The sequence below is a fragment of the Clostridioides sp. ZZV14-6009 genome, assembly GCF_020658095.1.
Taxonomy (GTDB): Bacteria; Bacillota; Clostridia; order Peptostreptococcales; family Peptostreptococcaceae; genus Clostridioides.
Genome location: NZ_JAGWDG010000005.1, coordinates 157,122 through 183,135 on the forward strand (window position 1 = coordinate 157,122; position 26,014 = coordinate 183,135).

Sequence of the window (26,014 nt, forward strand, 5' to 3'; positions counted from 1 at the left end):
TTTCTCAATACTCTTCATAGTTACTTATTATTAATATGTTTAAGTTGTCTACTTTCCTTCTTTCATCAAATATGATAAAGTAAATAAGCTTTCTGTTAGGTTTACATTTTCAACTATAACACCTTTCGGAACTTCTAAATCTAATGGTGCAAAATTCCATACACCTTTTATTCCAGCTTTTACAACTCTATTAATAACTTCTTGTGCTCCATTTTTAGGTATACATAATACAGCAATATCTATATCATTGTTTTTTATAAACTCTTCTAAAGTGTCTGAATCTAACACTTCAAATTCTCTTATCTTTAAACCTATCATTCTAGGATTTGCATCAAACAAAGCTTTTATCTCGAATCCAGCTTTTCTAAATCCTGCATAATTGGCTATAGCTTGTCCCAAGTTACCCGCTCCTACAAGAACTGCATTATATGGTCGGTCTAATCCAAGTATTTTACCTATCTCAGTATGAAGAGCCTCTACATTATAACCATACCCTTGTTGTCCAAATCCACCAAAGTTATTTAAATCTTGTCTTATTTGAGAAGCAGTAAAACCTATTATATCACTCAATTCTTTAGAAGATATTCTTTGTATATCCCTATCTAATAAGTCTCCAAGATATCTATGATATTTTGGGAGCCTTCTTATAACTGCCATTGATATATTTTTATTTCCCAACATTTTCACCTCCTAAAAGTGTCCTCTTTTTTGTTTGATTCACAATAAAATATTTCTTTTTCAAAACTAATACATATAACCTTGATTATATTATATCAAAACATTATAATTTTAGATAGTTCAAGGAGGTAGAAATTTATGATTGTTTTGTCATGCAACAACTTAAATAAAAGTTTTGGTATAGATTCTATATTGGAAAATATTAGTTTTACAGTAAATGAAGGGGATAAAATTGGTATAATTGGCATTAATGGTACTGGAAAAACTACTTTATTTAAAATAATATCGGGAATTTATGGCTATGATAGTGGAGATATTTACACTTCTAAAGATTGTGAAATCGGATATTTAGAACAAAATACCAATTTTTATTCGGATAATACCATTTTAGAAGAAGTGTTGGAAGTTTTTAAAGATTTGATAGATATGGAATCCTATTTAAGAGAATTGGAAGTTAAAATATCTGAGGAAAGCACAAAAACAAACTCTCCAATTTTAGAAAAAATCATGGATGAATATTCACATAAGTTAGAATTATTTTCAGATTTAAATGGATATGGATATAAGTCTGAAGCTAAAGGAGTTTTAAAAGGATTAGGATTTAGTGACAATGATATGGATAAACCAATAAGTATACTTTCTGGTGGTGAAAAAACTAGGGTTCTTTTAGGAAAATTACTTCTTAAAAAACCAACTTTATTATTACTTGACGAGCCTACTAACCACTTAGATTCTGAAGCAATAGAATGGTTAGAAGTATTTTTAAAACAATACAAAGGTACTGTTATGCTAATATCTCATGATAGATATTTCTTAGACCAAGCTGTAAATAGAATTTTTGAAATTCACAATAAAAGACTTAAAGTATATAATGGTAACTATTCTAAATTTGTTGAGCTGTCTAAAATAGAAAAAGAACTAGAACTAAAAAAATTCGAAGACCAGCAAAAAGAAATAAAAAAACAAGAAGAATCTATTGAAAGACTAAAAGCGTATGGTCGGGAAAAGCACCTAAAACGTGCGAGAAGCAAAGAAAAAGCATTGGACAAAGTAGATGTTTTAGATAAGCCAGAAGCTTATAGAAAAAAAGCTCGTATACAGTTTACTCCCTCTGTTCAAAGTGGGAATGATGTCCTTCAAATTAGAGATGTATCTATGGGATATGGAAAAAGAATACTTTTTAAAGATTTAAACTTAGACATATATAGAGGAGAAAAAGTTGCTCTTATAGGTGCAAATGGTATTGGTAAGTCTACATTATTTAAAATAATAACTAACGAACTACAACCTCTTAATGGTAATATTAAGTTTGGAACTAATGTCCATGTTTCTTACTTCCATCAGGAACAAAAAACTCTTAATTTGGATAACACCATAATTGATGAAATTTGGGAAAATAATAATCATCTTACTCAAACCACTTTAAGAAATATGTTAGGAGCATTTTTATTTGTTGATGAAGAAGTTTTCAAGAAAATTTCTACATTAAGTGGTGGAGAAAGAGCCAGAGTGGCTATACTTAAACTTATACTATCCAATGCAAATTTCTTATTGTTAGATGAGCCTACTAACCACCTAGATATTGATTCTAAAGAGGTTCTTGAGGAAGCATTAACTAATTATGATGGTACTATATTTACAATATCACACGATAGATATTTTCTAAATACTGTTGTAGATAAGATTCTTGTTTTAGATGAAGATGGAGTTACTGAATATTTAGGTAACTATGATTATTATATTGATAAGAAAAGACAAGTTCAGGAAATGAGTATTGTTGAAGAGAAAGAAGAAAAAACAAGGACTCAAATAAAGGATGAAAAAAGAAAAGAAAGAGAACAAAGAGAATTAGAAAAGAAAAATAGAATAAAAAGGCAAAGTATAGAAAAAGAAATTGAAAAACTAGAACTTAAAATTGAAGAATTAGATGTGCTATTGTGTCAAGAAGAAGTATACTCTAATCCTGAGAAAGCTAAAGAAGTCAGTCAAGAAAAAATCAGTTTAGAAAATGACCTTTCATCTCTATATGATGAGTGGGAAGAGTTTATGTAAAAAGGAGAGGATTATTTGCAAGCATTGTTTTCTTTAAAGGATGAAAATAAAAGGTTTTACAAGATACTTCTATCTTTATGTATACCTATTATCATACAAAACTTAATTTCTACATCTGTAAATGTAATAGATACAGTTATGATAAGTAGTTTAGGTGAAGTATCTGTAGCTTCAGTTGGAGTTGCAAACCAATTTTTCTTCCTTTTTAATATGTCTCTGTCTGGTATTACAGGTGGAGCTGGAGTTTTTATTTCACAGTTTTATGGAAAGAAAGATATTAGTAATATAAGAAAGGTTACAGGTCTTACCTGTATATTAGCACTAGCTTTAAGTTTTGTATTTGTTATCCCTGCTCTACTAACGCCAAAACCAATAATACACATATTTTCTTATGATTCAGAGGTTGTAAGACTTTGTATAGAGTATTTTAGTATTGCAGTATTTAGTTATCCATTGATAGCTATAAGTACAGTGTTTAGTACTGGTTCTAGAGGTGTTAGGAATCCTAAGTTAGGTATGATTTGCAGTGCATTTGCTCTTGTAACAAATGTTATTTTAAATTATGGATTTATATTTGGTAATTTAGGGCTTCCTGCATTAGGCGTAAAAGGAGCTGCTTTAGCAACTGTAATTGCAAGAATATGCGAATTAATTTTAATGCTTACTTATGTCTATTTTTATAAAAAAGACTATATATTAAAATTTGGTTTGAAAAATCTAAAGACTATTGATAATATTTTTATCAAATCTTTTTCATCAAAGAGTTTCCCTATATTTGTAAATGACTCTGCATGGGCAGTTGGAACTGTTCTGTATTCTGTTGCCTATTCAAGGGCAGGTACATCTGCTATAGCGGCAAGTCAAATAGCAACTAGTACAGGTAACTTTTTTATAATGACTGCTGTATGTATTGCATCTGGTGCATCTATTATGCTTGGTAATGAACTTGGTGCTGACCATATCAAAAGAGCCATTGAATATGCTAAGAAATTTTCTATACTAGTGTTTTTAGCTGGTTTAATACTTGGAATTATTTTAATTTTAAATATCCCATTATTATTAAAGATGTTCAGTGTTTCTGATAGCTTGTCTTCTGATATAACTAAAATATTTTTTATAATGGGTATACTAATGGCTCTAAAATCATTTAATACATTAATTATAATTGGTATTTTGAGAAGTGGTGGAGATACTAAATATGCTCTATTTTTAGAATTAGGATGTATGTGGTTAGCTTCACTTCCTTTAACTTTTATAGCAGCATTTAAAGGGGCACCTATATTTATCCTTGTTCTACTCACTTACAGTGAAGAAGTTGTAAAATTTATATTTGGTGTACCTAGAGCATTATCTAAAAAATGGGCTATCAACATAGTTAAAGAAATTGATTAATAACAATAGTATATTTTAGTAGTATATAATACTTTAAAATAGTCTCACTGAAAACAGCTAAATTATTTCTAGTTTTCAGTGAAGCTATTTTTTATTTTTTATAGAAATTATTATATTATATTTAAGTGAAATAACAATAATATTTATAACTATTTATCTTCTAAAAATTCCTTTACTTCAAAGGCTAATCTATATAATTTATCATAATTCAAAACTTCATATGTACTATCTATTTTTTTAATTATACCCTTTTCAATTAAATTCAATAGGGAGTGGTATCTACTCTTTCTACTGATTGAATAAATTTCACTAAAATTACGAATATACTTTGCTTTACATGTACTATTCTCTTGTTTTTTTAATATACAATATGCAATGACTTCTGTACAAGAAAATAATTCTCTTACCATTCTAGTCTTGTACAACTCATATATTCTTCTTGTACATTTACTGTGAAATAATTCAATAAAATCTCTTTTAAGGTATAGGTCATCAAAGACATCTTTTTTAAATCGGAATAATTTTATATTAGTTTTCGCAAAGATATCACATTTCAAATTATGTTCATATATATAACTAATTTTACCTATAAATTCATTTTCTGGTACAATATCAACAAGAAATTTGTTTCCTCCTCTAGTAGAGCATTCTACTAATGCAACTCCCTCTATTATAAAAAAGACTTCTTGTAAATCTTCATCTGACGCTACAAATCTTTGCCCTTTTTTATATTCGACAATGGATACTTGATTTAAGTTATTTTTAATAATTGGGTATATGCTCGTTTCTTCTGCTTTCATTAAATTCTCCTTTTATGATATATTGTATAAAATATTCTATTTATATATTTTAATTTAGATTAATTTTTAACAAAAGATAATATAACAATTAAATTAATCTTGACAAATCTATTCTACTCAAGCAGAATAAACTTATACATATATATTTTCATATATTATTTATTTTAATATAATTCTATATTTATGAAATTGTATTATCAATAGAATTTGTTAAAATAAATTTTTTAGATGTATATTATAATTTAATCGAATAGAAATGAAAAATATACATACATTTTAGATTTTAAGCAACACTTAGGGGGATTTGGTGACAAGATTTAATTATAAGGAAGAAGGTTTCTATGTATGATTCTCAAAAAATCATATCTAGGCACCTTCTTTTTTGTATAAAACTCTATTAAACTTAAAAGGTTAGATATAAAATTATTGATGTTACATAAAAAAGATATTAAAATTAAATTATTTTATAGTATTAATAATGTTGAATAGTTTAAGTATTAATATTGTATAAGTTTTGTACCATTTTAGATACAATGAGATATATTGATTATGGAAATAACCTTCCTGTAAATATTATTAAAAACTATTTATTATATAAATAAGGAGAAATCAATGAAAAAATCAGTAGCTTTGGTAAATGATAGCAGAAAAGATTTAATAGATTTTTTGGAAAATAACTTAAAGTTAGTTTTTGGAGATTACATAAAAATTAACAGATATTTTATAAATGAAATAAATGATGATGATATTATAAACGATGACGTAATATTAGTAATGTCTGTAGAGAGATTAGATAAAATTATAAATAATATATTGGACAAGAAAAAAGTTATTGTAATAAGAAGAACTTTTAAAGAAGATAAAGTATATGATTTATTATCCTTACCACAAGGTACAAATGCTTTAATTGTAAATGATTCTGATGAAACTACTTTAGAGACTATAAGCTTATTTTATAAGATTGGAGTAACTAATATCAGACCAGTTCCATATATGAACGAAAATAATTATAAAGATATAAAGATAGCTATAACTCCAGGAGTTCCAGAAAAAGTCCCTAGTTTTATCTCAGATATTTTTGATTTAGGTCATAGATATATAGATATTTCTACATTTATAGAAATAATAAACTTATTACAAATCGATTCAAAAGAAATACAATCTAATCTAGTTAAATACTCAGAAGAAATAATAAGTTTAGACACAGGTATAAAAGATAAATATAAGGAACTGTTTTTAAAGATAGAAGAATTAGATACAATATTGAACTTATCAAAAGATGGAATATTATTTACTTCAAAAGATGGTGTAATAAATACATATAATAGTAAAGTAAAAGACATCTTAAATATAAAAGAAGATATCTATGGTAAACATATTGAAGAAGTGTTTATAGATAGTTTAAAGGTTTTATTAAATGAAAAAGAGATATTGGACAAGGTTGTTATATTTGATAAAAAGTATATAAATGTAAATAAAAAAAACATATACAATAAAGATGAAAAAATGGGTACATATTACAGTTTACAAGAAATAACATACATAAAAAAGCTAGAACAAAATTTAACTAAAAAATTAAGAGAAAAAGGACAAATAGCAAAATATACATTCAAAGATATAAAAACAAATAGCCCAAAGATGCTTGAATGCATAGATTTAGCTAAAAAAGTTTCTAAATCTGATTTAAGTATACTTATTAGAGGTGAAAGTGGAACTGGTAAAGAACTCATAGCCCAATCTATACACAATAATTCAACTAGAAAAAATCAGCCATTTATAGCAGTAAATTGTGCAGCTGTTCCCGAAAACTTACTAGAAAGTCAGTTATTTGGATATGATAAAGGTACTTTTACTGGTGGTCTAAAAGAAGGAAAACAAGGATTATTTGAGCTAGCAAACAATGGAACTATATTCTTAGATGAAATTGGCGACATGCCCTTAGAACTACAAACAAAGCTCCTTAGAGTTCTTCAAGAAAAACAAATAATGCCTGTCGGTTCTCATAATATAATTAATATAGATGTTAGAATCATATCAGCTACTAATAAAAATCTAGAACAAATGATTGATAATAGTAAATTTAGAGAGGATTTATATTATAGATTAAATACAATTCCAATAAATATACCTCCTTTAAGGGAAAGAAAAGAAGATATTTTAATTATTATGGAAGATTTAATTAATAAAAAGTTATTGATTACACCAGAAGCAAAAGAGCTTCTACAAAACTATAAATGGAAAGGTAATATAAGAGAACTCCAAAATGTAACATCTTATTTAAATATTATGTGTGATGATATTGTACTTGAAAAGGACTTACCTCCAAACTTAAGAACTTTAGATAATAAGAATTCCCCATTAAAACTAAAGTATAATAAAAATGATATTTTAAATATACTAGAAGTGTTAATCTTAAATAAAGAATCAGATGTTGGTATTGGTAGAGGACTAATTTTACAAAGATTACTAGATAAAAATATTCAAATTACTGAAGGGAAAATAAAAAAAATATTTGAATATCTAAAAAAAGAAGAATTTATAATTTGTAATTCAGGAAGATATGGAAGTAAAATAACTCAAAAAGGAGAAACCTTTTATAATAAATTAAAGTATGAAACTCTATAAGTTTATCAAATATTAAATAAAAAATCTATTAGGGAATAATTTGTTTCCTTAGTAGATTTTTTTGTTTGCTAAATACATAAAAATTATAGTTTATTTTTATCTAATTAATAGGAATTAATAGGAATAGGATACATAAAAATTTTCCTATTTTCTTTATAAACACTCATATATAGCATAATCTTTATCCAAAATAAGATTTTTTACTGAAAATTGCAATATAATATTTATTTTTCATACTTTTCATACAATATAATGATTTTTTTTATTCAATATTTTTATAAAAAACAAAATTCTTAAGTAAAAAAATATGGCATAATAATTGCTTAACTATATTAACAAAACAATAAAAAGCAATTGGAGGAATAAAAATGCAACCAGCTTTAAAATTAGAAAATCAAGTTAAAGAATTAGAAAAAGATTTTGTAATAGAAAGTTGTAATTCTATAAAACCTTGGTTAATAGATGTTAGAAGAGAATTACACAGAATTCCAGAATTAGCTCTTGAGGAAAATCTTACAAAACAAAAAGTCATTTCTTATTTAAAAGAAATAGGAATTGATTATATGGAATTTACAAAACACAATGGAATTATGGCATACATTTTAAAGGAAAATGCAGATAAAACTATTTGTATAAGAGCAGATATGGATGCGCTTCCTATAGAAGAAGAAAACGATATACCTTACAAATCAATACATAATGGAAAAATGCACGCTTGTGGTCATGATGCGCATACAACAATGCTACTTGGAGCATGTAAAGTACTCCATTCAATGAAAGATAGTCTAAATGTAAATGTAAAATTCTTATTTCAACCAGCAGAAGAAGGTTTTGGTGGAGCAAAATTCTTGGTTGAAGACGGGTGTTTAGAAAACCCTAAAGCTGATTATATATTTGGGCTTCATGTCATGCCACACATTAAAACAGGATTTATTGAAACAAAATACGACACATTAAATGCAAGTGTTGATACTATAGAAATAAGTGTTAAGGGTAAAAGAGCTCATGGTGCATACCCTGAAAATGGTATTGATGCAATAGTCACAGCTTCACAAATTGTTACATCACTACAAACCATAATAAGTAGAAACCTAGAACCAAATAATGCTGCAGTTTTGACTATAGGCAAAATATATGGTGGTGATGCACATAATGTAATATGTGAAGATGTAAAATTAGAAGGTACATTGAGAACTTTAAATAGTGAGACAAGGGATTTTGTAATTAATAAGATTACTAAAATTGTTGAAGATACAGCATCTGCATTTGGATGTATTGGAACATTATATGTGAGTGACGAAAATTACCCTGCTGTTATAAATGAAAAGGAATTAGTAGATACTGTTATTTCAAATACTAAGGAATTACTTGGAGAAGAAAAATTTATACTGAGAACAAACCCTTCATTAGGTGGAGAAGATTTTTCTTTTTATACAGAACATTGCAAAGGAGCCTTCTTCCATTTAGGGTGCAAAAACGAGGAAAAAGGGCTGACTTCACCTCTTCATACCTCTAAATTTAATGTAGATGAGGATTGTCTGCCAATAGGAGTTATGATGCATGTAATGAATACTTTATATTTTAATTAATATGGTAATTAATAAAAGAATAGGAGATAAATTAATATGGAAAAAGCTAAAAAATTAGGGTTATTTAGTATGATATTATTAGGAATTAATAGTATCATAGGTTCAGGTATATTCTTACTACCAGGTAAAGTTTACAATCTAGCAAGCCAAAACAGTATATTTATATATATTTTTGCTACACTTCTAGTTCTATCAATACTTTTATGTTTTGCAGAGGCTGGAAGTATGTTTGACAAAAATGGAGGTGCATATTTATACTCCAAAAAGGCATTTGGTGATTTTATAGGTTTTGAAGTTGGTACAATGTCTTGGGTTATTAGAATCATATCATGGTCTACACTGGCAGTAGGATTTGCAACAGCTTTAGGCGCATTTTGGCCAGAAGCTGCTACTGAATATAAAGGGTATATCGCAGTGACATTAGTGACATTACTTTCAATAAACAGCTTATTTGGAATTAAAAGCACAAAGATAATGAATAATGTAATAACTATAGCTAAATTAGTACCATTAATAATTTTTGTAATAATCGGAATATTCTTTATAAAATTTGATAATGTTGTTCCTTCAGGTAATGTTCTAAATTCCAGTATAGGACCAGCTATAATATTAGTATTTTACGCGTTTACTGGATTTGAATCATTTGTTGTAGCAAGTGGAGAAATGGATAATCCTAAAAAAAATCTTCCAATAGCATTAATAACTACAATATTTATATGTGCAATAATTTATATCTTAATTCAAGTTGTCTGTATGGGTATACTTGGAGACAAACTATTTGAAAATAGTATTCCAATCGCAGACGCTTCAAGCGTATTTTTAGGTAATTATGGCAAAGTCTTTATATCTGTAGCAACATTAATATCTATATTTGGAATAAATATAGGTTCTTCAATAGTAACTCCTAAATGTGGATCTGCTCTAGCAGAAGAAGGTTCTCTTCCAGCATTTATAGGAAAAACAAATAAATATGATGCTCCATATGTAGCAATAATAATGTCTTTAATCTTCTGTATACCACTTGTATTAACTGGAAGTTTTGAACAGCTTGCAGTAATGAGTGTAATTGCCAGATTCGCTCAATACATACCAACTTGTTTATCAGTAATAGTTTTAAGAAAAAGAGCAGATATTCAGGCTTCATTTAAAATTCCTTTTGGCCCTGTTATACCAACAGTAGCTATATTAGGTAGTTTATGGTTGTTACAACAAGCTTGGGTTGAAGATATGTCAAAACCTATAACTCAAAATAGGGTTTTGATAGGACTAGGAGCAATGTTATTGATAGCACCTTTATATGTACTTATGAAAAAAAATAAAAAAAATGAATGTGAGTGCGAAAATAAATCAGAAGATTCAAAATTGTATATTCCAAGAGAAAAAATTCAGTAATATTTTATAGATTACTTGACATTCTTTTTTATTTTAAATTTATAGAAAAAGTCAATAAAGACCTAAATTTTGTTATTTACACAAAGTTTAGGTCTTTATTTTTTCTAATAAGTAACATATATTAAATACTATAATCAAACATCAAAATTCAAACAAGTTTCAGGTTCATCTTCTATTTTTGCTATTTTAAACTTACATGCAATTAATGCTAGAGATACCAATGGATTTATAATATTTAATAATGCATATGGACCATATGTTAATGCAGATACCCCTAATGTTGCTGTTATATACGCTCCACATGTATTCCATGGTACCAGTGGAGAACTTAAAGTTCCGCTATCTTCTAAAGCTCTTGACAACATCTTAGGGTGTATACCTCTCTTTTTATATTCCTTATTATACATTCTTCCTGGTATAACTATAGATAAATATTGTTCACCTGCTATTATGTTAGTAACCGTGCAAGTTACCATTGTACATAATACTGTTCCAAATACACCCTTTGCTAATCTTAGTAAAGAAGAAGCTACTGCTTCAAGCATGCCTGTTTTTTCTAAAATACCTCCAAGAGATAAAGCACATATTGTTAAAGATACAGTGGACATCATATTCATAATCCCACCTTTAGATAATAAAGCATCTACCTCTTCTATTTGTGTTGATGAAACATATCCATTTTGTGCTGCGTCTAATATTACATTCATAGATTCTCCTTGGAAAACTATTGCAAACAATACTCCTAATACAGCACCTACTATAAGTCCTGGTATCGCAGGAACTTTAAATATAACTAATCCAATTACTATTGCTGGAGCTAATAATAATACTGGTGATAAAGTATTGAATGTAGAATCTAATGTAGACCTAATTAACTCTATCTGTTTTATGTCTAATGCTTGACCTGAATACTTCATTCCGATTACACCATAAATTACTAAACAAATTAATAATGATGGTATAGTTGAATATAGCATATATTTTATATGTGTAAACAAATCTGTTCCTGCCATAGCTGGAGCTAAGTTAGTCGTTTCAGATAAAGGTGATAGTTTATCTCCAAAGTAAGCTCCAGATATTATAGAACCAACTATTAATCCAGTTGGCATACCCAAGCTTTGGCCAATTCCTAAAAGTGCTACACCTACTGTACCCATTGTACTCCAAGATGAACCTGTTGCAAGAGATACTATTGCACATACTAGTGTTGATGCTACTAAAAAAATATTTGGTGATAAAATTTTTAGCCCCCAGTAAATCATACATGGAACTACTCCACTTACTATCCAAGTTCCTATAAGTACACCTATTATAATTATGATTAAGATTGCTTGCATTGCCATCTTTATACTATTGAACATACTTAATTCTAGGTCTTTCCATTTAAATCCAAGCCTATATACAGCTACAAGTCCTGCTACTGCTGCAGCTCCTATTAGTGGTACATGAGGTGATGAGCCATACATTAATACCCCTAAACTTAAAAATAATATCAAGCAAGTAATTGGTATCATTGCATCAAACAGATTTGCTTTTCTACATTCTCGCTCTTTCATAAAATAATTTCCTCCTAATTATTTGAACACTACACTATAATTTTTTTTGAAACATATTCGCTCGTACTAGATGACACGATGCCTCCATAAGTTAATAAAAATTCTACATTGTCGCCTAATTTATAGTCATATTTTGTATTACTTACATCTAATATCATGTGGTCTGAACTTGCCCCTAATATCTTTATATCAGTGTCTATTGGAATTAAAGAGTCAATATTTATGTCCTGTTTACCTATTGCTATGATTGCCCTTTTTAAGATTCCCTTGTCTTCATAAACAGGTTTATTTCTAAAAGCATCAACTCCTATTTCACCAATAGGAACTGATGGCTTTTCTTTACATTCAACTATTTGACATATTAATTTGAATACATCTTGATATGTCCCATTTATATTTTTGCCATATGCGGTTTCTCTACCAAGTAGAATAGATTCACCTATTCTCAAATTAGTAACACCTTCTGGCATATTATTACTTGTCATTAGATGTATAGAGCTTGAGTTACCTCCTGATACTATTTCTAGATTTATTCCAAATTTACCTTCTATCTTTTGAGCTATACTTACTAGCCTACCTATATTTTCTTTAGATGGTATAACAGCTCCATAACAAGTTAAGTTTGTAGCTATACCAACTATTTTAATATTTTTTAATCTTACTATCTCTTTTATACTATTAAAGAGGTCTTCTTCATAAAAGTAACCTTCTCGTAAATCTCCTAAGTCAAACATAAGAACTATATTATGAATAATATTTTTACTTTCACATAACTCATTTAATTTCTTTATAGTTTCTAATTCTGAGTTAAAACTTATATCACAATAATTGATAACCTCTTCTAGTTCACTTATCATGGGTATTCTAATAAGCATTTTGGGTAAATTTATATCTTGTAATTTTTTTAAGTTTTGAATTCTTGAATCTGCTATATAGTCTATTCCTTCACTATATACTGCTTCTACTATTTCTTTTTGTGCACAAAATGATTTAGTTACAAAAGATACTTTAATGTTTCTTTCATGACAACTCTGTAAAATTATTTTAGCATTATGTCTTAATTTTTCTATATCTATTTCTAATCTAGGGTACATAATCTTTCCTCCTCGAAGTTCAAACTTTTTAGTAGGAGCTTAAGAGATGCTTCTTCGTATTTTTTAGACAAAACACCCATAGAAGCCATAATATAGTCACTATCTATCAATATCTTTGTTTTTTCCTTTGGAAATAGTAATTCTTTATTTTTATTGTATTTAGTTATATTGTCTAATATTTTAATTCTACTAGGGAGCCTAGTAAGTGCTCCCCCTGTACCCACTATATATCTTACTTCTGTTAAATCTTTTCCTTCTGCAATTTTGATTTTTCCAGTTGTTCCATAAATATTTCTCATTTTTCCTGAGTGTCTTAACATAGCTTTAATAACAGCTTCTTTTGTCAATCTCTCGACAAATAATATTTCTTCTTTTGATTTTGGTATTGGCGGATAATTATCTATTACTTTATCAATATCTATAGATAATTCATTTTGTAAATTTTCTTTGCCTATAACTTCTACTATATTTTTCATATTTACATATACACCTAAATCCCCCTCAACACTTCTCTTAGCTACAGGTTCAGGGTTAACTAATATTTTATTAATATAGTCACTTCCATCTGTAACAGAATGTACATCAGTAGTTGCTCCACCTACATCTAGAGTTAATAAATCTCCAATATTTTTATATAGGAGTTTAGAAGCTTCCATTACAGCCCCTGGAGTTGGAGTAATATTTTCATTAACCATTTCTTTAATATATTTCATTCCTGGTGCTGTAGTTATATGATCTTCAAACACACCTTGAATGATTTTTCTTGTGGGTTCTATATTCAATAAATCTATTTTAGGGTATACATTTTCTGTTATATAAAGCTTATAATTTGTATCTTCAAATATTAACCTTACTTCCTCTTGATTTTCAACATTACCAGCATATATAACTGGTATACCTAAATTTATAGAAGCTATCATTTCGGCATTATAAATAGCTGTATCTCTTTCTCCGTAATCAACTCCACCAGCTATTAAAATTATATTTGGATTTATTTCTTTTATTTTCTTTAAATCAGTTCTTTTAATTCTACCTGATGTTACTTGACGAATAACAGCTCCAGCTCCTAGAGCAGCTTCTTTAGCTGCTTTTACTGTCATATCATATACTAATCCATGAACAGTCATTTTTAATCCACCAGCTGCACTAGAAGTTGCAAACATATCATTATACTTTATATCATCTACAGATAATTTATTAGCTAAATCTTTAATAGCACCTGATAAGCCATTTCTTACATCGCCACCTTCAAACACTGTTGTTGGAGCCTGACCTTGACCTAAAAATACAGGATTATCAGTATCAATATCATGGAAAGCGTTTACTACAGTGGTAGTACTTCCTATTTCAGCTACCAACACATCTATTTTTAGAGAAACTTTTTTATTCTTCATTATTTATTATTCATTTCTCTTCTTTTTTCAACTAAGAAAGTGGCTACATGTATACCTTTACTATTTCTTCCAAATCCAGCATCTATTCCTTGTTCAACGGCTATTTCAGGTGTTACTTGTGTTCCTCCACAAGCAATCATTACTTTATCTCTTATACCTTTTTCTACACAATAATCGTGTAATTTCTTCATATTTTTATAATGAATATCATCATGACTTATTATTGTAGATGCAAGTATTGCATCTGCATTTAGCTCTATTGCTGCATCTACTAATTTCTCTACAGGTACAGAAGTTCCCAAGTAATGGCATTCTATACCATATTTTTCAATACCACCATGTTTTATATCTATTATTTCCCTTAAACCAACTGAATGTTCATCTTCTCCAACTGTTGCTGAAACTATTTTCATAGGTTTTTCTTCTATATCTGCTCTTATTTCTTCATCAGTTAGTACTTTAGGCTCTTCTGGTATTACTAAATCATTTAAATCTATATCAAATGGAACTCTTCCCTTTACTTCTATCCTAGTGCCTTCAGATTCATGCATAACTTCTCTACTTATAACCTCAACTTCTTGTAAATTCATTTTTTTGACAAATTCCAAAGCTGCAAACTCAGCTGTTCTTTTATCGGTAGGAAGCATCATTGTTATCATTACAATTCCATCTGCACACCATTCCATTTCAGGCTTGATTTTAGTTCCACTTCTGTATTCCTCTGATTCTTTTAGTCTGTTTTCCACGTTATCAAAATCATCAAGTTCATCGATGTATATTATTTTGTCTGGATTTTCAAATGTACATCCATCTATTAATATTGATGGATTCTCTATAGCTTTTTCATCGTATTGAGCTACATTATTGTATCCAAAGTGAGCAGTTACAGGTGCTAAATAATCTTTATCTCTTTCATAAACAGTACCTTCACCAACTCCGCCTTTTATTTTTCTAGATATTCCATCACCATTTCTTTCTGGATAATTTCCTGAGTCAACGAAGAATCCTTGTTCTACAGATTCAAAATATCCGCCAACTTCAAATATTTCTTCCATATATAATACAGCTCTTTCTTTAAGCTCTCTTGCTTTGTATCTTAATTCGCCAACATCTTTAAGTTCTATCATATCCATAAGACCATCCATACCAACTAAAGCTTGCTTTGCTGTATCACATGCTTCTATGTTGTATATATGCCAAGGTACATTTCTACCTTCGTCAGGTGTTATAGTTGATTGTATGTCAGCTCTAGTTAAAACTGATGTTAATAAATTTAATACATGAGTGACGGTCGCTTCTCTAGTTGATGATTCCATATATTTAGTATTCATTTGAGCTCTCATCTTATAATCGCTAAATAATTCCCTAAGTGCAACAGCGTAAGGTAAGTCTATTCTTAAACATGGTGCTGGAGGTGCTGTTGGTGGAACTGTTGATAAACATATATTACTTTTATCTATTCCTATTTTTTCTGAGAATATAGAATTTAAAGCGTGTTGAACCATAAGTTCAGGCATTACCTTCCATGCTTCTCTAGCAGTAGCATTAGCATTATGTGCTCCATCTATTTGAGCTATATTGGCAAAAGCCATTATTTGTTTAGCTTCACAAGCATCTACAAAAGATCTTACCATGTTTATATTTCTATATAGAACATTATATTGTGGGTCTTGATGTGCTCCATTGACCCCTTCTTCAGCAAACATTACTGCTACTTCAGGACCTGCAACACCGCTTACATATGAATGGTAATTAATAGGTCTACCAACTTCTTCTTCTATAAAGTCAAGAGCTTTTCTTTGAGCTCTTACTTGTTTTCTTGTTATTGGAACACCACCTATACCTTGAGGAGTACCTTCTATAAGTCCATCAAAATGCGATTGTCCAGCTGTTCTAATGACCATTAAGTGGTCAGCACCATGATGAGCTGCCATCCTCATTCTTCTTATATCATCTTCAAATCTTCCAGAAGCTATTTCAGTAGTAATAACTGGGCTTGGTTGAGGGTCTATATTATTGAAATATTTAGATGATGGTAACCCTATACTCTTCTTTAAAGGTTTTGTACAGTCTTTATATTCAAAAGGTCCCATTTCAAGATTTTCCAAGTGTTCTCTCCAAACCCAACCTCTTCTTTTTGGTTTATATTTATCCAAATCTTTTAATATATAGTCTATATCTAATTTTTTATTTTCCTTTAACATGATTCTACCCCTTCTCTAAATAAACATGTAACTTCATCCCAATATTCACCATTAACTAATAATAAACCAGCTTCTCTAACTGATATATTTTTAGATTTAGCAAACTTATAAACTACATGCCCTGCCCCCTTACCTATAAGACCTCTTTCCATAACACCTTCTAAAATAGGTTTTACCTCAAGAGAAGAAAATCCCATTCTTAACAAAACAGACCTTTCTATTGATGGTGTTGTGTTCTTTTTACCAAGGTCTATCATTGGTTCTACTATCTGGGTAGCTAAACTCCAAAATCTTTCTTTTAACTCATCATCACTCAATTTCTGAAGATGTTTTCTTCTAACCTCAAAATCATCCTCTCTTTTTTTCATGAACATTCCCCCATTCATATCAATTTAAGTGAATTTTCCAACTATTTATTTCATGTTAAATTAAAAAACAGTAACTATTATAAATTATTTAACGTATCAATAACAAAATCTCTTGAACTTTTTACTTCTTCCATTAAAAATTCTATATCTTGATTACTTATACTATCAACATCATGAATATCGTTGTGAGAGATACAATTTTTTATAAATGATTTTCTTATTTTATTCATATCAATATCAACACATTTTAATAATTCTGGTCTTTCTGGTAATATTAAGTTTACTCCTGCAATTTCTTCTTCTGGATTCCCAAATTTTATATCTATTCCATTTTCTCTTGCAAAAGTAAGTTGTGGACATATGTGTTTACCTGCACCTGTATACTCTGTCTCTTGTACTACTATAACTTTATCTTCATCTAATTCTTGTGCTAAAGAAAATGCTGCTGCTAAAGATGTATTACCAGCAGGACCTCTCTCTATCCCTTCCAACTGTGCTAATAATTCAGTTGTATAGAAAACTTCTCCTTGTTTTACTAACACATATCTGTCCATATATCTAAGTGGCCTAGCTGCAGATCTAGGTACATCTGACCTATCAGGCCATGTACAGAATGGTATACCAAAACCTGTATGTCCTGTTGTAAATGATTTTTTATTAAATTGATTATCACTAGCCATGTGTAATCCTTTCAAATCAACACTTGCTCCTACTACTTTAGTATTAAGGGAACCAGCTTTTATTAGACCCCTTGCAGTTCCAGTAAGATTACCTCCACCTGCATTTGTACAAACAACTATATCTGGGTCTTTTTTATATTTTTCTCTAAATTGAATAGCTAACTCATACCCTAAAGTTTCTACACCTGCAATGCCAAATGGTGAATATAATGATGCATTAAAATAGCCTGTTTCTTCTAATAAAACTAAGAATGTATAAAATAATTCTGGCCCAACAGTTAATTGAACAACTTCTGCTCCATAGGCTTCACATTTTCTTGCTTTCTCTATAATTTCAGGTTGACCTACACCATTAGAATCATAGCATTCTTGGACTATTATACATTTTAACCCCTGCATTGCTGCTTGAGATGCTACAGCTGCCCCATAGTTACCACTAGTGGCTGCTATTACACCTTTATATCCCATTTTTTTGGCATGATATACTGCAGTAGCTGCTCTTCTCGCTTTAAAGCTACCAGATGCATTCATTGCTTCATCTTTTACAAATATTCTAGCACCTTTACCTTCTGGAGCGCATTTTCTAGCTAGCTTAGTCAAATTTTTAAGTTCTATTATAGGAGTATTTCCAACAGCATATTGTGATTGAATTGCTTCAATATCTTGTAATGTATATCCTGTTTCACCCATCATTTTTTCATAATCAAATCCTATTCCTTCTTGTTCAAAAGATGAGTAATCCAGTCCAATTGCATTTTTCATTATTTCATTGTTTCTTCCCATAACAGCTTGATAGCTCATATCTTTCATTGATGCTGCATTATTCATTACATACACCTCCAAATAATATTTCTTTCGCCTGTATTCCTATTTGGAGTAACTCTGGTATACATTTACCATAATCATGAGTATAGTATGGATTTACTTTAAGTAAATTACCTTTTACAAGTCTACCTGTAATTGTTTTAACTTCTACTAAATCGCCTATAAAAGCATCTTTTTGTATAAATCCTTTAACCCACATTTCTAAGGATACTTTCTTAGTATCCTCTGGAACTTGTGGAGCTCTTTCTTCTGGAGTTAACACTATATTGTGTATAATAACCCAATCATTAATTTTAGCATCCATTTTTTCATCCCCTTATTAACTATGTTATTTTATTAATTTGCTTTTGATTCTTCTTCTAATTCAACTTCTATCTGATTTCTTATATCTCCCATTATTGCTCTAGGTACTGGTATATCCAACATAGTTTTAAGACCTGGTCTAGCATTTATTATTAATGGAATAGAGTTTACTATCATTGCGTAAGTACCTACCCCTCCAGGTATTTCAGGATTTATTTGTAAATCAATGTTTGGTATCCCTTTTATTGATACATAGTCTCCTGTTTTAATGCCTTCTGCTTCAGGTATTATCTGTTGTGGATGCTCCATTTCAATTAAAACGTCTCCATTTACATATCCATATCCACATTGTCTACAACCAGCAACATTTCCAGCTAATGCCTCACCGTACTTAGATTTTCTATCTACTGTAGTCATTATTGGTTCTTTTGTTTGTTCTATCTTATCTAGTTTCCATCCTAATCCATCAGCTATCATATTTATTGATTCTACAAATCCTACATGACCTGCTATAGTATTATTTTCTACACCTTTTATGAACTCTTCTTTTGTTACTCCAACACCTTGTTCTACCATAACAGATTTTCCAAATGGTGATAAATCATTTACCCTCTTAGCTTTTATACTATTAACTTCTTCACAAGTACCTGAAAGTGCTAATACTAGTAAATCTAATACAAACCCTGGATTTATTCCTGTTCCAAGAATACTTACTCCATTCTCTTTTGCAACTTCATCCATTTGCTTAGCCAAATCTGCATCATCAGCTTGTGGATATGCCATTTGTTCTGCTGTTGATATAACATTTATTTTTCTATTTAATAAGAACATTATTTTATCAAAAGCCTTTTTGGTAAATGAATCAGTTGCTAATAAAACAACATCTGCACTTTTTTCTTTAAAAACTTCTTCATAATTTCCATTGATAATAACTTCTTCTCTTTCTCCTCTTTCAATTCCTAGGACATCATACATACTTTTACCTGAAGTACTTCTACTGCAAACAGATACTATTTCTATACCTTCTTTTTTTAAAATCATATTAGCCATTCCTATCCCCATAGCTCCAAATCCCCATATACCAACTCTTACTTTTCTCATATATACACCCTCCTAAAAATTTATATATTCTTAATTATTAGTTAAAGCATAAATCGTGCCAACTTCAAAACGAAGTTAAATATTTATGAGAACGTTGAAACTATAATTATCTTGTTATATATTTTCATAAATAAAAAATAATATTTTTTCTGAGAAATAAAAAAAGAGCAAAAAATTTTGCTCTTTCATAATAATTTTGCTCCTTTATTTTGCTCCTTTATAATATTTTGATATTATATTTTTTCATTTTATACTGTAAATTTTGCCTGTTCATACCTAAAATTGATGCAGCCTTAGTTATATTATATGAGGTCTTTTCTAATGATTCATATATATACTTCTCTTCTATCTCACCAATAATATTATTAAGTGTCTTATTCTCTAAATCATTTAAAGAATAATTGTTAACCTCTTTATTCTCTTTTAGATTGTAATAGTCATTTAGATTAATCATGCTTGTTTCTATTTGTATCTCGTCTTCCATCATACTCATAGTACAATAAATTATGTTTTCCAGTTCTCTTATGTTACCTTGCCAGTCATAATTTTTTAAAATTCTGATAGCTTCATCTGAAATACCTACTACTTTTTTATTTAACTTTTTATTATACTTTGAAATAAATTTTTTGCATAATACAGATATATCCTCTTTTCTATCTCTAAGAGGAGGAATTTTTATATGTATTATGTTAAGCCTATAATATAAATCTTTTCTAATTTTATTCTCATTTAAAATAACTCTTGGACTTTCATTTGTTGTTGCAATAATTCTTACATCAACAGGTATATCTTTGGTCCCTCCAACTCTTCTTACATAACCTTCTTGCAAAACCCTTAGTAATTTAGCCTGTAACATAATAGGCATGGAATTTATTTCATCTAATAATAATGTTCCTTTGTTAGCTTGTTCAAATAAACCTGGCCTGTCTATTGCACCTGTAAATCCTCCCTTAGCAGTTCCAAATAGTATTCCTTCGAATAATGATTCTGGTAAAGCTGCACAATTTTGTGCTATAAACGGATAATTTTTTCTATTACTTCCATAGTGAATGGACTGGCTAAATAACTCTTTGCCTGTCCCAGTTTCACCATATATAAATACTGAGGCATCAGACTTACAAGCTTTCTTAGATTTTGCTATTGCCTCTTTAATCAAATCACTTTCACCTAAAATATCATCAAATTCATAGCCATTTTTTTGTTTATTATTAACTTTATTAACTAAATTTTTTTTATAGCTTCTGTTTAATAAATTTTCTATAGTTGTCATATTCTTTGATATTTCAAGTGCCCCTACAAATTCTCCTTTAATATCAATTGGTATCGTAGTATTTATTGCTGTTATTTCTTTTCCATTTTTATCTAGATATTTTTGAATATTGTCTTTAATAATTTCCCTTTTTTCCAAAACTTCTACTAGTGTACTTCTATTTATTTTCATTTTGCTGACTATATCAAAAAATGAATTAGTTAAAATATCATGTCTATTCATTTTTTCCATTTTTTGTACAGAATCATTGTAGATTATAGTTTTCCCTTCTTTATTAACAAAATGTACCCCTTCATCAATATTTTCCAATATTTCATTCATTACTTTAAAAAATATTTCTTGGTTCAACTATATCACCCCAGTACCTAAATATATAACAACCCCAAAATAAGTAAAATATTTCTATATATTTATCTTATCACATATTTATGATATTTTTTATGTCCATTATATTTTTAATTAACGCTGGATGAACTATATAGTAGAGTATGAATAGCAAAAAGAAGCTATCACAGAATAAATTTAATTTACTCATGCGATAACTCCCTTCTGCAAACTAATATTTAATTTTTATGATATTTATTTCTAAAAAGCAGTCTCATGTCCAACATAACAGGCTATGCCATTATCTAAAAATATGTCCTGTAATTCTTCAAGATGTTCTTCATCAACATCTCCTTTATCAGAATACTCATATTCTTTACCTAATTGAATCCACTTTGATTCTCCTAGTCTATGAAATGGTAATAGGTTAATTTCTACTAAATTATTTTTATGCATAAAAGATATAATATCATTTATATTTTCCATACTATCATTAAACCCTGAAATAACTGGTACTCTAAGTACTAATCTTCCACCCCAGTCAGAGTTTACAAGATTTGATATGTTTTCTAATATTAAATCATTATACACACCTGTTTGTTCTTTGTGTTTTTCTCTATCCATATGCTTTATATCAATAAACGCAAAGTCTATATCCTTAAATATATTATTAAAAATTTCATTTGAAACACATGCACTCGTTTCAATAGCAGTGTGCACATTTGTTTCATGACATTTTAATAGCACTTCATGTAAAAATTCATGTTGAAGTAGTGGCTCTCCTCCACTAAATGTTACTCCTCCATTACTTCTCCAGTTGTTAGAATCACGCTTAATCACCTTTACAAGTTCATCTACAGTATAGGGTTTTGCACATAATTTAAACGCATTATAATAACATGAGTTGACACATTCAAAACTCTCACAATTCTTACATATATCCCAATCTATGACGGGCTTATTGTCAAGGTCAAAACTCAATGCACCATTTTTACATTTACCATGACATACAGTACATCCATTTTCATATTGACAAGACAACTCACTAAACATCATATGTGGTCTAACAGTCCAACTTTCAGGATTTGCACACCACTTACAACTAAGTGGACATCCATTTAAAAATACAGTTGTTCTACAACCTGGCCCATCATGAACTGAAAAGCTTTGTATATCAAAAATCATTCCTTCTAATTGGCTTTGACTATTCATTAAACACATGCCCTTCACAAGTAATTGCGTTTAATGTTGAGTATACCCAATCTTTATTTTCTAACCCAACACATTTACCTATACCTTCATCATTAGCGTCAACAAAATTTTTACAATTTTTACATTTTGGCATTACTTTTATTTCTGAACATGCTTCATCATCTAGATTAATCATTTGTTTTGATAATCTACAAATCCCTTTAGTGGCATCTACTGCGCAAAAATTCATACAATCACTATGTTTTCTCATATTTTACACCCCTTCATACTCTGTTCTAGCAATTACTTCATCTTGTATTGGTTTACCTAACTCACACCAATATTGAGTAAATCCAGCAACACGTACCATTAGTTGACGATAATTGTCAGGATTTTTTTGTGCATCTTTCAAAGTTTCTGAGTCCACAACATTGTATTGAATATGGAATCCACCTTTTCTTAAATAACTTCTTGTTAAATCTAACAGTTTTTTTGTTCCTTGTTGTCCTCTAATAGTTGTTGGGTGAAGTTTTAAATTCATTTGAGAATTTTGAACTACTGCTTGGTCCCAAATAGTTGCAGATTCAAATAATGCATACACACCATTTTTATCTGTTCCTGCATATGCAGAAACTGAACCATCTGAATATGTTGTTCCACTTAATCTACCATCTGGAGTAGCTAAAGTGGCAGCTCCTTGTGGCCCATGTGTAGATACAGAAATTTGACAAGGATACATTTTTTTAGCATATAAAGATTGTGCTTCTTCACACACTTTTGCTAACCATATTTCATAATTTTTAAGAATCGTATCTGCATACAAATCATTGTTTCCATATTTAGGTGCATCAAGACAGGCCTTATAAATAGCATCATATTTGCCAGTCTTATCTACTTTTACTTGGTCTGCCATAGAATAATTACCAACTTCTAATGCGTCTTTAAATCCAAAATTATTTAATACAGCATCCTTCATTTCTTCAACTGTAAAAGTTTTGTCATCATATACAAGTTTTTTAAGTGCAGCAAATGAATTAACCATAGTAACAGTTCCACAAGTTTCTACATTTAATGTTGCATTATAACGATAGCCCATATTTCCTATATGTTGACCTTTATCTAAACAGTCTGGTTTTAATAGAGAATTTATTATAGAAGTATCAAACTTTCTCCATATATCTAACTCAATATTATTTGCTCTCTCAAGAACATTTATCGCTTGTTTATAATAATCTTTAAATACTTCTACAACTTCTTCATAAGTATCTAATGGCTTATTATGAGGTTCAAATACTTGTATATTCATACGATGGTCTTTACCATTCATAAGAACAAGCTCTAAGATTTTGGGATTAGCAATAAAGTGAACTCCAGAACCAGCAGATTGTCCTGCTCCACCTGCAATAGAATATGTCTTTCCATTTAAAGTCAGTTGTTTCCAGCATCCTGGAGATGTTTCAAGACATCCACCTAATGCAAATGCTCTAGCTTCTTCAACAGTCATTCCTTCATCGGCAAATTGCTTCATCATAAATGTTGTCCCATTTGAATTGTTTACCCATGCTGGATAACCAGAACCAAGTTTTGTACATTCAACAGCTTTCATTAAAAAATCTTCTGGAAGTTTTTCATCATATAACATAGTCAAGCTAGGTTGAGGAGTTCTACATCTCATACTTGCCTCTAATAATAATTCTTCTAATTCATTAGCTCCTGTAGAACCATCTTCTCTTAAACCACCTATAGATAAAGTATTAAATGTATTTCCTGATAATACTCCTCCATTTACACCTGCTGAAGCAAAACAGTCAATACAAGTGATTTTTATTCTGTAAAGTTCTAATAATTCAATAACTTCTTCTTTTGTAATTAGTCCTTTTTCCATATCCTGTTCATACCAAGGATATAAAATTTGACCAAAGCGACCTATAGACATACCAGATATCGCATCTTCGTTTACTGATGCTATATGGATTGTATAAGTCAATTGAAGAGCTTCTCTAAATGTACGAGGTTGTTTATGTGCAATATGTTCTAATATCTCTACTAAATCTGAATATTCTTTTTTTGCTTCTAAATCTGTTTCTATACTCTCTAAATATTTTGCATGTTTTGCATAGTTTAAAATCCAAGCTTGTAACCCTTCAATAACTTGAATAACAGCTTCATAAAAATATAGACGATCCATTCCGATAAGACCATCTCCAGATGCATTTCCTGCGACTGCTTTTTTACATTCTTTTGCCATTTCTATAATTCCATCTAATCCATAATTTAAAGGATAAAAATAGTTTATAACTTCTCTACCTTGAGGAAGTGTATATCCTGAATCAAACATGCATATAAGTGTACTCATTAAATTTTCTTTTAAATCATAATCTGGCATCATCTTTTCATAGTGAAATCCTAAATCTTCAACTGATTTTCCAACCCATTCTTTTGCCATTTTTACAAGAACAGGAACTTCTTCTTTTCTCATTCCAAATTTACCAGCTATTGAAACAACATTTCCAAAACTTTCAGTTACATTTCCTCCACCAGAACCAAATTTTGTAAGCTCATCTGCTGTATTGCTAGCTAACTTCTTTGCTTCTTCTTTCATTTGTTCTCCCTGAGCAACAAAGAAACTTTCACTTACCCAAGGCATTGGGAAAGAGCCTCTATAATGGCGTGTTTTTTGCATTACTATCTTCTCACCAGGTATTATATTTGGTGTCATATGAGAAAAAGCAGCTTTAAGAGCTTTAGCTCTTCTAACTACTGCTATATCACCATCTGATTTTCTATATTCTCTATTGTACCAATATGGAAATTCCATATCAGCTGTAGACAATGTATTGTAATATACATTCAATAAATCATCTGCTCTTTTACTTGCTTTTTTTTCACTAAGTTCATCTAAATTTTCTTGATTTTGAAAATTTGCTTTAATATTTTTTGCTTCTAAAATACTTCTTATTTTATCTTCTTTACTTTGACTCATTTCTTCCCCTCCTTAAACTTTCTACACTTAGTATAAAACTTTTTAAGAATGAAAAAAAAGAGTCTATTACCCACTTTCTAAAATAATCTTTCTACAAAAAAATAAAACTTAAAACAATTTAGACCATAAATTTACCTTATACCTAAATATCTAAAAAACCTCCTGATTTATTAGAATATAAAGATTATCCATG

Annotated in this window: 19 protein-coding genes; 5 read left to right on the forward strand and 14 right to left on the reverse strand. The window is 29.4% G+C overall.

The window, feature by feature from the left end; translation table 11 throughout:
• Positions 1–48: 48 nt before the first annotated feature.
• Complete coding sequence (locus KGF36_RS09305; RefSeq protein WP_227434586.1) at positions 49–681, reverse strand: redox-sensing transcriptional repressor Rex; 633 nt, start codon at positions 679–681, stop codon at positions 49–51.
• Positions 682–816: 135 nt separating this feature from the next.
• Between KGF36_RS09305 and KGF36_RS09310 the strand changes: the two genes are divergently transcribed.
• Positions 817–2,730, forward strand: a complete 1,914-nt coding sequence (locus tag KGF36_RS09310) for an ABC-F family ATP-binding cassette domain-containing protein (protein ID WP_227827842.1) — start codon at positions 817–819, stop codon at positions 2,728–2,730.
• A gap of 15 nt (positions 2,731–2,745) precedes the next feature.
• On the forward strand, positions 2,746–4,122 hold the full coding sequence (locus KGF36_RS09315; protein ID WP_227850256.1) for an MATE family efflux transporter: 1,377 nt from the start codon (positions 2,746–2,748) through the stop codon (positions 4,120–4,122).
• A gap of 149 nt (positions 4,123–4,271) precedes the next feature.
• On the opposite strand, the gene KGF36_RS09320 is transcribed toward KGF36_RS09315, so the two are convergent.
• A complete protein-coding gene (locus KGF36_RS09320; protein WP_227827844.1) occupies positions 4,272–4,922 on the reverse strand; it encodes a cyclic nucleotide-binding domain-containing protein in 651 nt (216 codons plus the stop codon).
• Between the two features lie 612 nt (positions 4,923–5,534).
• Between KGF36_RS09320 and KGF36_RS09325 the strand changes: the two genes are divergently transcribed.
• From KGF36_RS09325 to KGF36_RS09335, 3 genes are all read left to right on the forward strand, one after another.
• On the forward strand, positions 5,535–7,547 hold the full coding sequence (locus KGF36_RS09325; protein ID WP_227827845.1) for a sigma 54-interacting transcriptional regulator: 2,013 nt from the start codon (positions 5,535–5,537) through the stop codon (positions 7,545–7,547).
• Between the two features lie 368 nt (positions 7,548–7,915).
• On the forward strand, positions 7,916–9,136 hold the full coding sequence (locus KGF36_RS09330; protein ID WP_227842671.1) for a M20 metallopeptidase family protein: 1,221 nt from the start codon (positions 7,916–7,918) through the stop codon (positions 9,134–9,136).
• Between the two features lie 36 nt (positions 9,137–9,172).
• Positions 9,173–10,528 (forward strand): APC family permease, encoded by a 1,356-nt coding sequence (locus tag KGF36_RS09335; RefSeq protein WP_227854692.1) that lies wholly within the window; start codon positions 9,173–9,175, stop codon positions 10,526–10,528.
• Between the two features lie 134 nt (positions 10,529–10,662).
• Here KGF36_RS09335 and nhaC read toward each other — a convergent pair whose 3' ends face one another.
• The 12 genes from nhaC to hpdB form a co-directional block, all read right to left on the reverse strand.
• Complete coding sequence (gene nhaC / locus KGF36_RS09340; RefSeq protein ID WP_227827848.1) at positions 10,663–12,084, reverse strand: Na+/H+ antiporter NhaC; 1,422 nt, start codon at positions 12,082–12,084, stop codon at positions 10,663–10,665.
• A 29-nt stretch (positions 12,085–12,113) separates the two neighbouring features.
• On the reverse strand, positions 12,114–13,178 hold the full coding sequence (gene orr / locus KGF36_RS09345; protein ID WP_227842673.1) for an ornithine racemase Orr: 1,065 nt from the start codon (positions 13,176–13,178) through the stop codon (positions 12,114–12,116).
• Complete coding sequence (locus KGF36_RS09350; RefSeq protein ID WP_227854693.1) at positions 13,163–14,572, reverse strand: GlmL-related ornithine degradation protein; 1,410 nt, start codon at positions 14,570–14,572, stop codon at positions 13,163–13,165. The genes orr and KGF36_RS09350 overlap by 16 nt, the downstream gene beginning before the upstream one ends.
• Positions 14,572–16,776, reverse strand: a complete 2,205-nt coding sequence (gene oraE, locus KGF36_RS09355) for a D-ornithine 4,5-aminomutase subunit OraE (RefSeq protein ID WP_227827851.1) — start codon at positions 16,774–16,776, stop codon at positions 14,572–14,574. Before oraE ends, KGF36_RS09350 begins: the two co-directional genes overlap by 1 nt.
• Positions 16,770–17,144, reverse strand: a complete 375-nt coding sequence (locus KGF36_RS09360) for an ornithine aminomutase subunit alpha (protein WP_227827852.1) — start codon at positions 17,142–17,144, stop codon at positions 16,770–16,772. The genes oraE and KGF36_RS09360 overlap by 7 nt, the downstream gene beginning before the upstream one ends.
• 77 nt (positions 17,145–17,221) lie before the next feature.
• A complete protein-coding gene (gene ortB, locus KGF36_RS09365; RefSeq protein WP_227839989.1) occupies positions 17,222–18,652 on the reverse strand; it encodes a 2-amino-4-oxopentanoate thiolase subunit OrtB in 1,431 nt (476 codons plus the stop codon).
• On the reverse strand, positions 18,645–18,953 hold the full coding sequence (gene ortA, locus KGF36_RS09370; RefSeq protein WP_227827854.1) for a 2-amino-4-oxopentanoate thiolase subunit OrtA: 309 nt from the start codon (positions 18,951–18,953) through the stop codon (positions 18,645–18,647). The genes ortB and ortA overlap by 8 nt, the downstream gene beginning before the upstream one ends.
• A gap of 32 nt (positions 18,954–18,985) precedes the next feature.
• Positions 18,986–20,053, reverse strand: coding sequence for a 2,4-diaminopentanoate dehydrogenase (ord, locus tag KGF36_RS09375; protein ID WP_227827855.1), 1,068 nt, complete (start codon positions 20,051–20,053; stop codon positions 18,986–18,988).
• Positions 20,054–20,270: 217 nt separating this feature from the next.
• Positions 20,271–21,671 (reverse strand): sigma 54-interacting transcriptional regulator, encoded by a 1,401-nt coding sequence (locus KGF36_RS09380; RefSeq protein WP_285891668.1) that lies wholly within the window; start codon positions 21,669–21,671, stop codon positions 20,271–20,273.
• 237 nt (positions 21,672–21,908) lie between these two features.
• Positions 21,909–22,859: a 4-hydroxyphenylacetate decarboxylase activase gene (gene hpdA / locus KGF36_RS09385; RefSeq protein ID WP_227827857.1), complete on the reverse strand. Its 951-nt coding sequence runs from the start codon at positions 22,857–22,859 to the stop codon at positions 21,909–21,911.
• Positions 22,852–23,109: a 4-hydroxyphenylacetate decarboxylase small subunit gene (gene hpdC / locus KGF36_RS09390; protein ID WP_227827858.1), complete on the reverse strand. Its 258-nt coding sequence runs from the start codon at positions 23,107–23,109 to the stop codon at positions 22,852–22,854. Before hpdC ends, hpdA begins: the two co-directional genes overlap by 8 nt.
• 3 nt (positions 23,110–23,112) lie before the next feature.
• Positions 23,113–25,821 carry a 4-hydroxyphenylacetate decarboxylase large subunit gene (gene hpdB, locus KGF36_RS09395; RefSeq protein WP_227827859.1) on the reverse strand — a complete coding sequence of 903 codons (2,709 nt, stop codon included), beginning with the start codon at positions 25,819–25,821 and terminating at the stop codon, positions 23,113–23,115.
• Between the last annotated feature and the right edge of the window lie 193 nt (positions 25,822–26,014).

Bases quoted from the DNA above. Each gene is read 5' to 3' on its own strand.
- hpdC (WP_227827858.1), bottom strand. From the start codon at position 23,109: ATGAGAAAACATAGTGATTGTATGAATTTTTGCGCAGTAGATGCCACT.
- KGF36_RS09335 (WP_227854692.1), top strand. From the start codon at position 9,173: ATGGAAAAAGCTAAAAAATTAGGGTTATTTAGTATGATATTATTAGGA.
- oraE (WP_227827851.1), bottom strand. From the start codon at position 16,776: ATGTTAAAGGAAAATAAAAAATTAGATATAGACTATATATTAAAAGAT.
- nhaC (WP_227827848.1), bottom strand. From the start codon at position 12,084: ATGAAAGAGCGAGAATGTAGAAAAGCAAATCTGTTTGATGCAATGATA.
- orr (WP_227842673.1), bottom strand. From the start codon at position 13,178: ATGTACCCTAGATTAGAAATAGATATAGAAAAATTAAGACATAATGCT.
- KGF36_RS09360 (WP_227827852.1), bottom strand. From the start codon at position 17,144: ATGAAAAAAAGAGAGGATGATTTTGAGGTTAGAAGAAAACATCTTCAG.
- ortB (WP_227839989.1), bottom strand. From the start codon at position 18,652: ATGAATAATGCAGCATCAATGAAAGATATGAGCTATCAAGCTGTTATG.
- hpdA (WP_227827857.1), bottom strand. From the start codon at position 22,859: ATGAATAGTCAAAGCCAATTAGAAGGAATGATTTTTGATATACAAAGC.
- KGF36_RS09330 (WP_227842671.1), top strand. From the start codon at position 7,916: ATGCAACCAGCTTTAAAATTAGAAAATCAAGTTAAAGAATTAGAAAAA.
- KGF36_RS09325 (WP_227827845.1), top strand. From the start codon at position 5,535: ATGAAAAAATCAGTAGCTTTGGTAAATGATAGCAGAAAAGATTTAATA.
- hpdB (WP_227827859.1), bottom strand. From the start codon at position 25,821: ATGAGTCAAAGTAAAGAAGATAAAATAAGAAGTATTTTAGAAGCAAAA.
- ord (WP_227827855.1), bottom strand. From the start codon at position 20,053: ATGAGAAAAGTAAGAGTTGGTATATGGGGATTTGGAGCTATGGGGATA.
- ortA (WP_227827854.1), bottom strand. From the start codon at position 18,953: ATGGATGCTAAAATTAATGATTGGGTTATTATACACAATATAGTGTTA.
- KGF36_RS09310 (WP_227827842.1), top strand. From the start codon at position 817: ATGATTGTTTTGTCATGCAACAACTTAAATAAAAGTTTTGGTATAGAT.
- KGF36_RS09305 (WP_227434586.1), bottom strand. From the start codon at position 681: ATGTTGGGAAATAAAAATATATCAATGGCAGTTATAAGAAGGCTCCCA.
- KGF36_RS09350 (WP_227854693.1), bottom strand. From the start codon at position 14,572: ATGAAGAATAAAAAAGTTTCTCTAAAAATAGATGTGTTGGTAGCTGAA.
- KGF36_RS09320 (WP_227827844.1), bottom strand. From the start codon at position 4,922: ATGAAAGCAGAAGAAACGAGCATATACCCAATTATTAAAAATAACTTA.